The sequence below is a fragment of the Pseudomonas sp. TE3644 genome, assembly GCF_056278815.1.
The window spans coordinates 7,070,001-7,084,243 of sequence record NZ_JBWBQF010000001.1 but is presented as its reverse complement, the minus strand read 5'-3'; the positions used below and the strand labels follow the sequence as shown (position 1 = coordinate 7,084,243).

Sequence of the window (14,243 nt, the reverse complement as noted above, 5' to 3'; positions counted from 1 at the left end):
GGCCTGCTCCCGATTCGCGTCGCGTGTTATTCGGTTTCCAGATCGATATCGATACCGAGGGAACGAATCTCTTTGATCAACACGTTGAAGGACTCGGGCATGCCCGGCTCCATACGGTGATCGCCGTCCACGATGTTTTTGTACATCTTGGTACGACCGTTCACATCGTCCGACTTCACTGTGAGCATTTCTTGCAGGGTGTAGGCGGCGCCGTAAGCTTCCAGTGCCCAGACCTCCATCTCCCCGAAACGCTGACCACCGAACTGAGCCTTACCACCCAGCGGCTGCTGGGTAACCAGGCTGTAGGAACCAGTGGAACGCGCGTGCATCTTGTCGTCCACCAAGTGGTTCAGTTTCAGCATGTACATGTAGCCAACAGTTACGTGACGCTCGAACTTGTTGCCGGTACGACCGTCGAACAGCTGCATCTGGCCGCTTTCTGGCAGGTCTGCCAGTTTCAGCATGGCCTTGATCTCGCTTTCCTTGGCACCGTCGAATACCGGGGTAGCCATTGGAACGCCGGCACGCAGGTTCTTCGCCAGGTCCAGGATTTCCTGGTCGCTGAAGCTTTCCAGGTTCTCTTGGCGGCCACCGATCTCGTTGTAGATCTCGGTGAGGAACTTGCGCAGTTCGATGACTTTACGCTGCTCTTCGAGCATGCGGTTGATCTTTTCGCCCAGACCCTTGGCCGCGAGGCCCAGGTGGGTTTCCAGAATCTGACCGACGTTCATACGCGAAGGTACGCCGAGCGGGTTGAGGACCACGTCCACCGGGGTGCCATTGGCATCGTGCGGCATGTCTTCAACCGGCATGATCACGGAGACCACACCTTTGTTACCGTGACGACCGGCCATCTTGTCGCCCGGCTGGATGCGGCGACGGATTGCCAGGTAAACCTTGACGATTTTCAGCACGCCTGGAGCCAGGTCATCGCCCTGCTGCAGTTTGCGCTTCTTGTCTTCGAACTTGTCGTCCAGCAGACGGCGACGGTCAACGATGTACTGTTGGGCACGCTCCAGCTGTTCGTTGAGGGCGTCTTCGGCCATGCGCAGTTTGAACCACTGGCCATGCTCCAGACCGTCCAGAACTTCGTTGGTGATTTCCAGACCTTTCTTCAGGCCGGCACCACCGTCGACGATCTGACCAACCAGGGCCTGACGCAGACGTTCGAAGGTTGCGCCTTCGACGATACGGAACTCTTCGTTCAGATCCTTGCGGATCTCGTCCAGCTGGCTCTTCTCGATCGACAGTGCACGAGCGTCACGCTCTACGCCGTCACGGGTGAAGACCTGGACGTCGATGACAGTACCTTTGGTGCCGGTAGGCACGCGCAGGGAGGTGTCCTTAACGTCGCTGGCTTTCTCACCGAAGATGGCGCGCAGCAGTTTTTCTTCCGGAGTCAGTTGGGTCTCGCCTTTCGGAGTGACCTTGCCGACCAGGATGTCGCCGGCGCCAACTTCGGCACCCACGTAAACGATACCGGCTTCGTCCAGCTTGTTCAGCGCTGCTTCACCCACGTTCGGGATGTCAGCGGTGATTTCCTCTGGGCCAAGCTTGGTGTCACGGGCCACACAGGTCAGTTCCTGGATGTGGATCGTGGTGAAGCGGTCTTCCTGAACCACACGCTCCGACAGACAGATGGAGTCTTCGAAGTTGAAACCGTTCCAGGCCATGAACGCGATGCGCATGTTCTGACCCAGCGCCAGTTCACCCATGTCGGTGGACGGGCCGTCGGCCATGATGTCGCTACGCTGAACGCGGTCACCCTTGCTTACCAGCGGACGCTGGTTGATGCAGGTGTTCTGGTTCGAACGGGTGTATTTGGTCAGGTTGTAGATATCTACACCGGCTTCGCCTGGCTCGACTTCATCGTCCGCTACGCGAACAACGATACGGCTGGCATCGACCGAGTCGATCACGCCGCCACGACGGGCCACGACGCAAACGCCGGAGTCACGGGCAACGTTGCGCTCCATGCCGGTACCTACCAGCGGCTTGTCGGCGCGCAGGGTCGGTACAGCTTGACGCTGCATGTTGGAACCCATCAACGCACGGTTGGCGTCGTCGTGCTCCAGGAACGGAATCAGCGAGGCTGCAACCGAAACTACCTGTTTGGGCGAAACGTCCATCAGGGTAACTTCTTCGGGCGCCTTCACGGTGAATTCGTTCAGGTGACGTACGGCAACCAGCTCGTCGATCAGGACCTTGTTCTCGTTCATGGTCGCCGAAGCCTGCGCGATCACATGATCGGCTTCTTCAATGGCGGACAGGAACACGATCTCGTCGGTGACCACACCCTCTTTAACAACGCGGTACGGGCTTTCCAGGAAGCCGTACTGGTTGGTACGAGCGTACGCAGCCAGGGAGTTGATCAGACCAATGTTCGGACCTTCAGGGGTCTCGATCGGGCATACACGACCGTAGTGAGTCGGGTGTACGTCACGAACTTCGAAGCCTGCGCGCTCACGGGTCAGACCACCAGGGCCGAGTGCAGAGACACGACGCTTGTGGGTAATTTCCGACAGCGGGTTGTTCTGGTCCATGAACTGCGACAGCTGGCTGGAGCCGAAGAACTCTTTCACCGCGGCCGCTACCGGCTTGGCGTTGATCAGGTCCTGAGGCATCAGGCCTTCGCTTTCTGCCATCGACAGACGTTCCTTGACCGCACGCTCAACGCGCACCAGGCCAACACGGAACTGGTTCTCGGCCATTTCGCCTACGCAGCGAACACGACGGTTACCCAGGTGGTCGATGTCATCGACGATGCCTTTGCCGTTACGGATGTCGACCAGAGTCTTCAGTACGGCAACGATGTCGTCCTTGCTCAGCACGCCCGAACCTTCGATCTCGGTACGACCGATACGACGGTTGAACTTCATGCGACCTACAGCAGACAGGTCGTAGCGCTCAGGGCTGAAGAACAGGTTGTTGAACAGGGTCTCGGCAGCGTCCTTGGTTGGCGGCTCGCCAGGACGCATCATGCGGTAGATCTCGACCAGCGCTTCCAGTTGGTTGGCGGTGGAGTCGATCTTCAGCGTGTCGGAGATGAACGGACCGCAATCGATGTCGTTGGTGTACAACGTTTCGATGCGGACAACCTGGGCCTTGGCAATCTTGACCAGCAGGTCGGTGCTCAGCTCGGTGTTGCACTCGCACAGGATCTCGCCCGTTGCCGGGTGAACGATGGCCTTGGCAGTAGTGCGACCCAGCACGTAGTCCAGCGGAACTTCCAGCTCTTTGATGCCGGCCTTTTCCAACTGGTTGATGTGACGGGCAGTGATACGACGACCCTGCTCGACGATTACCTTGCCGGTATTGTCGAGGATATCCAGGGCTGCGATTTCACCGCGCAGGCGCTGAGGCACCAGTTCCAGGCTGAGCTTCTCGCCCTGCACGTGGAATACGTTGGTGGTGTAGAACGCATCGAGGACTTCCTCGGTGCCATAACCCAGGGCGCGCAGCAGTACCGATGCAGGCAGCTTGCGACGACGGTCGATACGGACGAATACACAGTCTTTCGGATCGAATTCGAAGTCCAGCCACGAGCCGCGGTAAGGAATGATGCGGGCCGAGTACAACAGTTTGCCGGAGCTGTGAGTCTTGCCACGGTCGTGGTCGAAGAACACACCTGGCGAACGGTGCAACTGGGAGACGATAACGCGCTCGGTACCGTTGATTACGAAGGTACCGTTCTCGGTCATCAGGGGGATTTCCCCCATGTAGACTTCCTGCTCCTTGATGTCCTTGATCGCTTTGTTCGACGATTCTTTGTCGAAAATGATCAGGCGTACTTTTACCCGCAAAGGTACGGCGTACGTTACGCCGCGCAATACGCATTCCTTGACATCAAAGGCCGGTTCGCCCAGGCGATAACCAACGTACTCCAGAGCAGCGTTGCCGGAGTAGCTGATGATCGGGAAAACGGATTTGAAGGCCGCATGCAGACCGACGTCACGGAACTGGTCCTTGGTCGCGCCCGCCTGCAAGAATTCGCGATACGAATCCAGCTGGATAGCCAAGAGGTACGGTACGTCCATGACGTCCGGCAACTTGCTAAAGTCCTTGCGGATACGTTTTTTCTCAGTGTATGAGTAAGCCATCAGCGTTCCCCAGCTTGGTCACCTGCTTGTTTGGCTCCTCCCGACGGGGAGCAGCCAGAAAATCGTGCAAACCCCTTGGTTTGCGCCACCATTATCGGTGGTTGAAGCACGTTACTGGCGCCGACCTGGTCGGCTGCCAATAACGGAAAAAGGCCGGTGGCAAGAGCCACCAGCCATCAGCCGTTCGCTTGACGCTCAGGCTGGAGACGCAAGGTCGAAATTACTTGATTTCGACTTTGGCGCCAGCTTCTTCCAGCTTCTTGGCAGCGTCAGCAGCAGCTTCTTTCGAAACGCCTTCAGCAACGACCTGAGGAGCGGTGTCAACTTTCTCTTTGGCTTCTTTCAGGCCCAGACCGGTCAGTTCACGAACGGCCTTGATCACGTTGACTTTCTTCTCGCCGGCTTCAACCAGAACAACGTTGAACTCGGTTTGCTCTTCAACAACGGCGGCAGCAGCAGCTGGACCAGCCGATGCAGCAGCAGCGGTAACACCGAATTTTTCTTCGAAAGCTTTGATCAGCTCAACAACTTCCATTACGGACATTGCGCCAACGGCTTCGAGGATTTGCTCTTGAGTAACGGACATGACTCTTTTCCTGAATTGGGGGACGGCCTACGCGACCATCGAAATAAACAAAAAACGCGAGAAGCGAAGCGGCCTTAGGCTGCTGCGGCTTCTTTCTGGTCGCGAACTGCCGCCAGGGTACGAGCCAATTTGCTGGTAGCGCCTTGAATCACGCTCATCAGCTGAGAAATTGCTTCGTCACGAGTCGGCAGTGTTGCCAGTACGTCGATCTGATTAGCTGCGAGGAACTTGCCCTCGAACGCAGCTGCCTTGATCTCGAACTTGTCCTGACCCTTGGCAAACTCTTTGAACAGACGGGCAGCAGCGCCCGGGTGTTGGGTAGAGAAAGCGATCAGGGTCGGGCCTTTGAACACGTCGTTGAGGATCGAGTAATCGGTGCCTTCAACAGCGCGCTTGAGCAGGGTGTTACGTACAACACGTACGTATACGCCAGCTTCGCGGGCCTCTTTACGGAGTCCGGTCATAGCGCCTACAGTCACACCACGGGCATCAGCCACGACAGCGGACAGGGCACCTTTGGCAGCCTCGTTGACTTCAGCGACGATGGCCTTCTTGTCTTCGAGTTTAATTGCCACGGGTTTAACTCCTGCTTGTTACCGTTTCATCTGGCCGAGGCCGGATGTCGTTTTGGTGTCTAGTTCCAGAAGGAACCGGGAGCACCATCTGCGTAGGCTTGTGGTTTAAGGCTTGCGCCGCCTACGGTCTTGGATAGCCCCCGCAAAGCAGGGACCCCAATTTTTTACGGTGGGCAGCGATGTTACTCGCTGCCCGCCTCAGTCTTACGCAGTCAGGGAACCCTGATCGATCACCAGACCTGGGCCCATAGTGGTGCTCAGGGTGACGCGCTTGACGTAGATACCTTTCGAGGAAGCTGGCTTGATACGCTTCAGATCAGCGATCAGGGCTTCAACGTTTTCCTTCAGCTTGACGGCTTCGAAGCCGACTTTGCCAACGGAAGTGTGGATGATGCCGTTTTTGTCGGTGCGGTAGCGAACCTGACCAGCCTTGGCGTTTTTAACCGCGTTGGCTACGTCTGGAGTCACGGTACCGACTTTCGGGTTAGGCATCAGGCCACGTGGACCCAGGATCTGACCCAGTTGACCTACAACGCGCATTGCATCCGGGGATGCGATAACTACGTCATAGTTCAGGTCGCCGCCTTTCATTTCGGCAGCCAGGTCGTCCATGCCAACGCGGTCTGCGCCTGCAGCCAGGGCAGCTTCAGCAGCTGGACCTTGGGTGAAGACAGCTACACGTACGGTCTTGCCAGTGCCGTGTGGCAGCACGGTAGCGCTACGTACGACCTGGTCGGATTTACGTGGGTCAACGCCCAGGTTCACGGCGATGTCGAACGACTCGCTGAACTTGACGGTCGACAGCTCGGCCAGCAGAGTGGCGGCTTCTTCGAAGTTGTAGACTTTGCCAGCTTCGATTTTGGAAGCAATAGCCTTTTGGCGCTTGGTCAGCTTAGCCATTACACACCCTCCACGTTGAGGCCCATGCTGCGAGCCGAGCCAGCGATGGTGCGCACGGCGGCGTCCATGTCAGCAGCGGTCAGGTCAGCATTTTTTGCCTTGGCGATATCTTCCAGCTGAGCGCGGGTCACGGTACCGACTTTAACGGTGTTCGGACGAGCGGAACCGCTGGTCAGGCCAGCAGCTTTCTTCAGCAGAACCGAAGCTGGGGTGCTTTTGGTTTCGAAGGTGAAGCTACGGTCACTGTAAACAGTGATGATAACTGGAGTCGGCAGGCCGGCTTCTTGACCCTGAGTACGGGCGTTGAAGGCCTTGCAGAATTCCATGATGTTCACACCATGTTGACCCAGAGCCGGGCCGACGGGCGGGCTAGGGTTGGCCTGGCCGGCCTTTACTTGCAGCTTGATGTAAGCCGTGATTTTCTTAGCCATGAGCTACTCCAATATCGGGTACAAGCGCCAATCAAGGCTCCCCGGTTGCTTGCGTTTTATCCCAGAGACGACAAAACCCCGCAGCTTACGCCTGCGGGGCATGGGATATGCCTTCAGTCAGACCTTTTCGACCTGGCTGAACTCGAGCTCTACCGGAGTAGAGCGTCCGAAAATAAGCACGGCCACTTGGATCCGACTCTTTTCGTAATTGACTTCTTCGACGGTACCGTTGAAATCCGCAAAAGGACCATCGGTAACGCGAACAACCTCACCCGGCTCGAACAGAGTCTTGGGCTTAGGCTTGTCGCTGCCATCAGCGACACGACGCAGGATAGCTTCAGCTTCCTTGTCGGTGATTGGTGCAGGCTTGTCGGCAGTACCGCCGATGAAACCCATCACGCGAGGAGTATCCTTGACCAAGTGCCAAGTGCTCTCACTCATTTCCATCTGGACAAGCACATAGCCTGGGAAGAACTTACGTTCGCTTTTGCGCTTCTGGCCATTGCGCATCTCTACCACTTCTTCAGTGGGGACCAGAATTTCGCCAAAACCGTCTTCCATGCCAGCTTGCTTTACACGCTCAACCAAAGAGCGCATAACATGCTTCTCGTAACCCGAGTAGGCATGCACAACGTACCAACGCTTAGCCACGGGACACCCTTAGCCGACGATCAAGGAAACAAGCCAGCCGAGCAGGGAATCAAGACCCCACAACAGCAACGCCATGACCAGAACGACCGCCACTACGATCAGGGTGGTCTGCGTGGTCTCTTGGCGAGTTGGCCATACGACTTTACGGATTTCGGTACGAGCTTCCTTTGCCAGGACGAAGAACGACTTGCCTTTGGCAGTCTGCAGCGCGGTGAACGCAGCTACACCAGCAATGACGAGCAGTGCAAGCACCCGGTACAGGATCGGAGACGCGTGGTAATACTGATTACCAACCACGCCAACCACCACCAAAGCGACAACAACCAGCCACTTGAGCAGATCAAAGCGAGAGTCTTGGGCTTCAGCCTTAGGGGTCATCTAGGAGGATCCTGTAAAAAGAAAGCCAGACATCACCGTGTGAATCTGGCAGGTCAGGAGGGAATCGAACCCCCAACCTACGGTTTTGGAGACCGTCGCTCTGCCAATTGAGCTACTGACCTAAAACATAATCAGGCCGACCATTATGCAGGCCTGAACAAGTGATTTCAACCACTTATAAAACAAAGGCAGATATTTTCATATCTGCCTGAGTAATGGAGCTCTTGAGCGGATTTGAACCGCTGACCTCACCCTTACCAAGGGTGTGCTCTACCAACTGAGCTACAAGAGCGAAACACTTTGCACAACCAGCAAACTTGGAGCGGGTAGCGGGAATCGAACCCGCATCATCAGCTTGGAAGGCTGAGGTTCTACCACTAAACTATACCCGCGGAGCTTGCTGCTCACGCTAAATTGGTGGAGGGGGAAGGATTCGAACCTTCGAAGTCTGAGACGTCAGATTTACAGTCTGATCCCTTTGGCCGCTCGGGAACCCCTCCTGAACGTGGGCGGCATTATCAACCTTTGCCGTCCTGCTGTCAAGCGTTTTTTTCAATTAAATCTGAAAGTTAGCTTCGTTTGACAGTCGCTTCACACCTTGAGCGTTTCCGCTTATCGCTGTGGAGCGGGCGCCATTCTATGCAGGATTCAAGGAGCTTGCAACCCCCCACACAACATTATTTTCTGTTTTAAGTCTTTGAAATCATTGGAAAGTCTCTGGAGCAGGGTTTCGTCCAGCAAACGCCGGCTTTCGGGCGAAATCCGCAGCCAGTGAGAAAGCCCCTCAGGAGCGCTGATCGGCACCGCACGAGAGGAAATATCCAGGCTGGTGAGGCGCTGTTCGATCGGGGCAAGCTGTTCAGCCTTGGAAAAACCACCCAGGTAGAGACAGTTTTCATCACGACTTTCCGATTTGGCTGCCGCCGCTGCCCGCGCACGCGCATCATCGGACTCGCTCAACAGGCGGATATCCTGCTGCGCGCCCTTATAGAGGGAAAGCGAAGCAATTTCCTTGGGCCGCAGCGGCGCTTCCTGTTGATGCCACACATAGTAGAAAACGTTGAGAATCAAAAGCAGCAGAAATAGCCAGCGCATAGGCACCTCAGGCAATCGGACAAGCGATGGCTAGGCCAACGAATACCAGGTCAGGCACAACCTTCGCCTGGGGCACTACATCTTTCACCAGTTCGGCGTCCCCACCTGTCAGGTAGAGCTGGAAACCATCGCCCCACAGCTGCGTGGCGTGCTCCAGCTGCGTCTGCACAAAACCGCGCATCATCAGCGCGCAGCCGCGCTCTACCGCTTCCACCGTGTTGCGCCCCGGCTCAAGGCTGCCGTGGGCGCGCTCGGCGGATTGGTCGTCGTAGCGGATCTTCCTGGTGTGCGTACGCAGCAGGCTGCGCATCAGGGGCATACCTGGGCAGATGAAGCCACCCACGTGCTCGCCTGCAGCATCGACAAAGTCCGAGGTGATCGCCGTACCCAGGTCGATGACTACGCAGGCGCCGCCTGCCAGGCGATAACCCGCCACCAACGCAACCCAGCGGTCCAGCCCCAAGCGCTCGAACTCCTGGTAGCCATTGCGTACGCCGGCTAGGATTTGCGCAGGCCGTACGCACGCCGACTGCACGCCGAAGGCTTGAGCCAGTGTGCCGGTCAATTGAGTGGTTTCATCCTCATTACGGACGCTTACCAAGCGGCAATGGCGCAAGTGCAGGCCATCGATGGCTGTCAGCGCATCGACCAGTGCCTGATCGCTGTCTACCACCCCACCCATCACCCGCGGGCCACCTTCGACCGCAATCAATCGCCATTTGATAAAACTGTTACCGCAGTCCAGCTCAAGAATCATTGCGCAACCTCAGGCTGAGCTCACCGCCACTAAAGCTTTTTTCCACGCCATCGACCTGCAGGCGCAGGGCGCCCTGATGATCGATGCCAAGTACTACACCATCCACCTGGTTGACGCCCGCAATCAACGACACCGCGCGCCCTTGCCATGCATGATTGGCCTCCCACAGCGGTTGAATGGCCGCAAAGCCCTTCTCCCGGTGCAATGCCAGGTATTCCTGCAGGCGCTGGTTGAGCAGTGCTACCAATTGATTGCGGTCAACTGCCCTGCCCGCCTGCAATTGCATGGAGGTCCACTGCTGATCGACAGCATCGGTAGACTGCATGTTCACGTTGATGCCGATACCCAGCACCACATGGCATACGTCCGCAGGGTCGCCTACCAGCTCCAGGAGAATGCCGGCGATCTTGCGCTGATCCACCAGCACATCATTCGGCCACTTAAGGCCTGCCTTGCTGATACCCAACTCACGCAGGGACTGCATGACCGCCAGGCCGACCACCAGGCTCAAGCCCTCGAGCTGGCGCATTCCGCCTTCTATGCGCAACACCAGGCTGTAATACAGGTTTTCGGCGAAGGGGCTTACCCAGGTGCGGCCGCGACGCCCCCGGCCTGCCGACTGACGCTCGGCCAGGACCAGGAACGGCGCCGTTTCACCACGATCAACCGCACGCAACGCTTCGGCATTGGTGGAGTCGATAGAGTCGAATACAAAGGTGGGCCAGGCTTTGGCACCGGCGTAGGTGTCGATAGCCTCGGCATCGAGCAGCGCAAGAGGTGCAGCCAGCTGATAACCGCGGCCACGCACCTTGTGGATAGGCAGATTGAGTTCCGCTTCAAGGTGCTGCAGCTGCTTCCATACCGCGCTGCGGCTGATACCCAGCGCGGCCCCCAATGCTTGCCCGGAATGGAAGCGACCATCCTTCAAAAGCTTCAACAACGTCAACATGCAGAATTCGCCTCACAATGAGGCAGGCATGATAGCCATGCTGGTGGCTGTTGCATAGAAAGGTGTAGGTAGGCGCCTGTAGCCGCTGCCGTAGGCTGCGCTGGCCCTGGTGTGCGCTGGAGATTTTCGGTGGGGCTTGGGGCCAGCGCAGCCTGGCGGCAGCGGCTACGATGCGATGAGGCCAGGACTGCTGTCCGTGAATTCAAGGCCATAAAGACAAAACCCCCACCTGCTTTCGCAGATGGGGGTTTCGGAATTTAATCTTGACGATGACCTACTCTCACATGGGGAAACCCCACACTACCATCGGCGATGCATCGTTTCACTGCTGAGTTCGGGATGGGATCAGGTGGTTCCAATGCTCTATGGTCGTCAAGAAATTCTGTAGCCAGGATGCCCTTTGGGAGGCACACCAGCGAATCGGGTATGTGATGGTATTTGTGAATCGCAAACTTTCGGTTCGTATCATCTTCACAACACCGCAATCTGGCTTCCGCTCAAATTGCTTGGGTGTTATATGGTCAAGCCTCACGGGCAATTAGTATTGGTTAGCTCAACGCCTCACAGCGCTTACACACCCAACCTATCAACGTCGTAGTCTTCGACGGCCCTTCAGGGAACTCAAGGTTCCAGTGAGATCTCATCTTGAGGCAAGTTTCCCGCTTAGATGCTTTCAGCGGTTATCTTTTCCGAACATAGCTACCCGGCAATGCCACTGGCGTGACAACCGGAACACCAGAGGTTCGTCCACTCCGGTCCTCTCGTACTAGGAGCAGCCCCTCTCAAATCTCAAACGTCCACGGCAGATAGGGACCGAACTGTCTCACGACGTTCTAAACCCAGCTCGCGTACCACTTTAAATGGCGAACAGCCATACCCTTGGGACCGGCTTCAGCCCCAGGATGTGATGAGCCGACATCGAGGTGCCAAACACCGCCGTCGATATGAACTCTTGGGCGGTATCAGCCTGTTATCCCCGGAGTACCTTTTATCCGTTGAGCGATGGCCCTTCCATACAGAACCACCGGATCACTAAGACCTACTTTCGTACCTGCTCGACGTGTCTGTCTCGCAGTCAAGCGCGCTTTTGCCTTTATACTCTACGACCGATTTCCGACCGGTCTGAGCGCACCTTCGTACTCCTCCGTTACTCTTTAGGAGGAGACCGCCCCAGTCAAACTACCCACCATACACTGTCCTCGATCCGGATAACGGACCTGAGTTAGAACCTCAAAGTTGCCAGGGTGGTATTTCAAGGATGGCTCCACGCGAACTGGCGTCCACGCTTCAAAGCCTCCCACCTATCCTACACAAGCAAATTCAAAGTCCAGTGCAAAGCTATAGTAAAGGTTCACGGGGTCTTTCCGTCTAGCCGCGGATACACTGCATCTTCACAGCGATTTCAATTTCACTGAGTCTCGGGTGGAGACAGCGCCGCCATCGTTACGCCATTCGTGCAGGTCGGAACTTACCCGACAAGGAATTTCGCTACCTTAGGACCGTTATAGTTACGGCCGCCGTTTACCGGGGCTTCGATCAAGAGCTTCGCGTTAGCTAACCCCATCAATTAACCTTCCGGCACCGGGCAGGCGTCACACCCTATACGTCCACTTTCGTGTTTGCAGAGTGCTGTGTTTTTAATAAACAGTCGCAGCGGCCTGGTATCTTCGACCGGCATGAGCTTACGGAGCAAGTCCTTCACCCTCACCGGCGCACCTTCTCCCGAAGTTACGGTGCCATTTTGCCTAGTTCCTTCACCCGAGTTCTCTCAAGCGCCTTGGTATTCTCTACCCAACCACCTGTGTCGGTTTGGGGTACGGTTCCTGGTTACCTGAAGCTTAGAAGCTTTTCTTGGAAGCATGGCATCAACCACTTCGTCGTCTAAAGACAACTCGTCATCAGCTCTCGGCCTTAAGATCCCGGATTTACCTAAGATCTCAGCCTACCACCTTAAACTTGGACAACCAACGCCAAGCTGGCCTAGCCTTCTCCGTCCCTCCATCGCAATAACCAGAAGTACAGGAATATTAACCTGTTTTCCATCGACTACGCTTTTCAGCCTCGCCTTAGGGACCGACTAACCCTGCGTCGATTAACGTTGCGCAGGAAACCTTGGTCTTTCGGCGTGGGTGTTTTTCACACCCATTGTCGTTACTCATGTCAGCATTCGCACTTCTGATACCTCCAGCAAGCTTCTCAACTCACCTTCACAGGCTTACAGAACGCTCCTCTACCGCATCATCATAAGATGATACCCGTAGCTTCGGTGCATGGTTTGAGCCCCGTTACATCTTCCGCGCAGGCCGACTCGACTAGTGAGCTATTACGCTTTCTTTAAAGGGTGGCTGCTTCTAAGCCAACCTCCTAGCTGTCTAAGCCTTCCCACATCGTTTCCCACTTAACCATGACTTTGGGACCTTAGCTGACGGTCTGGGTTGTTTCCCTTTTCACGACGGACGTTAGCACCCGCCGTGTGTCTCCCATGCTCGGCACTTGTAGGTATTCGGAGTTTGCATCGGTTTGGTAAGTCGGGATGACCCCCTAGCCGAAACAGTGCTCTACCCCCTACAGTGATACATGAGGCGCTACCTAAATAGCTTTCGAGGAGAACCAGCTATCTCCGAGCTTGATTAGCCTTTCACTCCGATCCACAGGTCATCCGCTAACTTTTCAACGGTAGTCGGTTCGGTCCTCCAGTTAGTGTTACCCAACCTTCAACCTGCCCATGGATAGATCGCCCGGTTTCGGGTCTATACCCAGCGACTAAACGCGCTATTAACACTCGCTTTCGCTACGCCTCCCCTATTCGGTTAAGCTCGCCACTGAATATAAGTCGCTGACCCATTATACAAAAGGTACGCAGTCACAGAACAAAGTCTGCTCCCACTGCTTGTACGCATACGGTTTCAGGATCTATTTCACTCCCCTCTCCGGGGTTCTTTTCGCCTTTCCCTCACGGTACTAGTTCACTATCGGTCAGTCAGTAGTATTTAGCCTTGGAGGATGGTCCCCCCATATTCAGACAAAGTTTCTCGTGCTCCGTCCTACTCGATTTCATGACCAAGAGATTTTCGCGTACAGGGCTATCACCCACTATGGCCGCACTTTCCAGAGCGTTCCGCTAATCTCAAAGCCACTTAAGGGCTGGTCCCCGTTCGCTCGCCACTACTAAGGGAATCTCGGTTGATTTCTTTTCCTCAGGGTACTTAGATGTTTCAGTTCCCCTGGTTCGCCTCTTGCACCTATGTATTCAGTACAAGATAACCATCTTATGATGGCTGGGTTCCCCCATTCAGACATCTCCGGATCACAGTCTGTTTGCCGACTCCCCGAAGCTTTTCGCAGGCTACCACGTCTTTCATCGCCTCTGACTGCCAAGGCATCCACCGTATGCGCTTCTTCACTTGACCATATAACCCCAAGCAATCTGGTTATACTATGAAGACGACATTCGCCGAAAATTTGCAATTTGAATCACAAATTTTACCTTAGCCTGATCCGTTACCAGTGAAAGTAACGTTCAGTCTATCTTTCTATCACATACCCAAATTTTTAAAGAACGATTCTGATAAAGTTCAGAAATCAATATTCGATGCGAATACTCATTTCTAAGCTTTGACAGGGTAACAAGGGGTGGTGGAGCCAAGCGGGATCGAACCGCTGACCTCCTGCGTGCAAGGCAGGCGCTCTCCCAGCTGAGCTATGGCCCCAACAAGAAACTGGTGGGTCTGGGCAGATTCGAACTGCCGACCTCACCCTTATCAGGGGTGCGCTCTAACCAACTGAGCTACAGACCCAGTTAAGAGCTGTTACCGATATCG

At 55.7% G+C, this 14,243-nt stretch carries 10 protein-coding genes, 6 tRNA genes and 2 rRNA genes; all 18 read right to left on the bottom strand.

Annotation, left to right across the window (positions count from 1 at the left end; all coding sequences use genetic code 11):
- Positions 1-26 precede the first annotated feature (26 nt).
- Positions 27-4,100: a DNA-directed RNA polymerase subunit beta gene (rpoB, locus tag ACZ9GA_RS31660; RefSeq protein ID WP_457358155.1), complete on the bottom strand. Its 4,074-nt coding sequence runs from the start codon at positions 4,098-4,100 to the stop codon at positions 27-29.
- 220 nt (positions 4,101-4,320) lie between these two features.
- Positions 4,321-4,686 (bottom strand): 50S ribosomal protein L7/L12, encoded by a 366-nt coding sequence (rplL, locus tag ACZ9GA_RS31655; protein ID WP_268147891.1) that lies wholly within the window; start codon positions 4,684-4,686, stop codon positions 4,321-4,323.
- 74 nt (positions 4,687-4,760) lie between these two features.
- A complete protein-coding gene (gene rplJ / locus ACZ9GA_RS31650; RefSeq protein WP_455924931.1) occupies positions 4,761-5,261 on the bottom strand; it encodes a 50S ribosomal protein L10 in 501 nt (166 codons plus the stop codon).
- 204 nt (positions 5,262-5,465) lie between these two features.
- A complete protein-coding gene (gene rplA / locus ACZ9GA_RS31645; protein ID WP_027981999.1) occupies positions 5,466-6,161 on the bottom strand; it encodes a 50S ribosomal protein L1 in 696 nt (231 codons plus the stop codon).
- Positions 6,161-6,592, bottom strand: a complete 432-nt coding sequence (gene rplK / locus ACZ9GA_RS31640; protein WP_008374187.1) for a 50S ribosomal protein L11 — start codon at positions 6,590-6,592, stop codon at positions 6,161-6,163. The genes rplA and rplK overlap by 1 nt, the downstream gene beginning before the upstream one ends.
- A gap of 117 nt (positions 6,593-6,709) precedes the next feature.
- Positions 6,710-7,243, bottom strand: a complete 534-nt coding sequence (gene nusG / locus ACZ9GA_RS31635) for a transcription termination/antitermination protein NusG (RefSeq protein ID WP_027981998.1) — start codon at positions 7,241-7,243, stop codon at positions 6,710-6,712.
- A gap of 9 nt (positions 7,244-7,252) precedes the next feature.
- A complete protein-coding gene (gene secE / locus ACZ9GA_RS31630) occupies positions 7,253-7,621 on the bottom strand; it encodes a preprotein translocase subunit SecE (protein WP_027981997.1) in 369 nt (122 codons plus the stop codon).
- A 46-nt stretch (positions 7,622-7,667) separates the two neighbouring features.
- Positions 7,668-7,743, bottom strand: a tRNA-Trp gene (locus tag ACZ9GA_RS31625).
- 94 nt (positions 7,744-7,837) lie between these two features.
- A tRNA-Thr gene (locus ACZ9GA_RS31620) sits at positions 7,838-7,913 on the bottom strand.
- Positions 7,914-7,939: 26 nt separating this feature from the next.
- Positions 7,940-8,013: transfer RNA gene (locus tag ACZ9GA_RS31615), tRNA-Gly, on the bottom strand.
- A 23-nt stretch (positions 8,014-8,036) separates the two neighbouring features.
- Positions 8,037-8,121, bottom strand: a tRNA-Tyr gene (locus tag ACZ9GA_RS31610).
- Between the two features lie 148 nt (positions 8,122-8,269).
- Complete coding sequence (locus tag ACZ9GA_RS31605; RefSeq protein ID WP_457358158.1) at positions 8,270-8,716, bottom strand: hypothetical protein; 447 nt, start codon at positions 8,714-8,716, stop codon at positions 8,270-8,272.
- 7 nt (positions 8,717-8,723) lie between these two features.
- The gene (locus ACZ9GA_RS31600) at positions 8,724-9,473 is read right to left on the bottom strand and encodes a pantothenate kinase (protein WP_457358160.1); all 750 of its coding nucleotides are present in this window, start codon (positions 9,471-9,473) and stop codon (positions 8,724-8,726) included.
- Positions 9,463-10,422: a bifunctional biotin--[acetyl-CoA-carboxylase] ligase/biotin operon repressor BirA gene (birA, locus tag ACZ9GA_RS31595; protein ID WP_457358162.1), complete on the bottom strand. Its 960-nt coding sequence runs from the start codon at positions 10,420-10,422 to the stop codon at positions 9,463-9,465. The genes ACZ9GA_RS31600 and birA overlap by 11 nt, the downstream gene beginning before the upstream one ends.
- Positions 10,423-10,683: 261 nt before the next feature.
- Positions 10,684-10,799: ribosomal RNA gene (gene rrf / locus ACZ9GA_RS31590) — 5S ribosomal RNA — on the bottom strand.
- A 140-nt stretch (positions 10,800-10,939) separates the two neighbouring features.
- Positions 10,940-13,832 (bottom strand): 23S ribosomal RNA (locus ACZ9GA_RS31585).
- A gap of 224 nt (positions 13,833-14,056) precedes the next feature.
- Positions 14,057-14,132 (bottom strand) — tRNA-Ala (locus ACZ9GA_RS31580).
- Between the two features lie 10 nt (positions 14,133-14,142).
- Positions 14,143-14,219, bottom strand: a tRNA-Ile gene (locus tag ACZ9GA_RS31575).
- Positions 14,220-14,243: the final 24 nt, after the last annotated feature.

Excerpts from the sequence above, each read along its gene's own strand:
- rpoB (WP_457358155.1), bottom strand. The coding sequence starts at position 4,100 with ATGGCTTACTCATACACTGAGAAAAAACGTATCCGCAAGGACTTTAGC.
- secE (WP_027981997.1), bottom strand. The coding sequence starts at position 7,621 with ATGACCCCTAAGGCTGAAGCCCAAGACTCTCGCTTTGATCTGCTCAAG.
- ACZ9GA_RS31605 (WP_457358158.1), bottom strand. The coding sequence starts at position 8,716 with ATGCGCTGGCTATTTCTGCTGCTTTTGATTCTCAACGTTTTCTACTAT.
- rplK (WP_008374187.1), bottom strand. The coding sequence starts at position 6,592 with ATGGCTAAGAAAATCACGGCTTACATCAAGCTGCAAGTAAAGGCCGGC.
- rplA (WP_027981999.1), bottom strand. The coding sequence starts at position 6,161 with ATGGCTAAGCTGACCAAGCGCCAAAAGGCTATTGCTTCCAAAATCGAA.
- birA (WP_457358162.1), bottom strand. The coding sequence starts at position 10,422 with ATGTTGACGTTGTTGAAGCTTTTGAAGGATGGTCGCTTCCATTCCGGG.
- rplL (WP_268147891.1), bottom strand. The coding sequence starts at position 4,686 with ATGTCCGTTACTCAAGAGCAAATCCTCGAAGCCGTTGGCGCAATGTCC.
- ACZ9GA_RS31600 (WP_457358160.1), bottom strand. The coding sequence starts at position 9,473 with ATGATTCTTGAGCTGGACTGCGGTAACAGTTTTATCAAATGGCGATTG.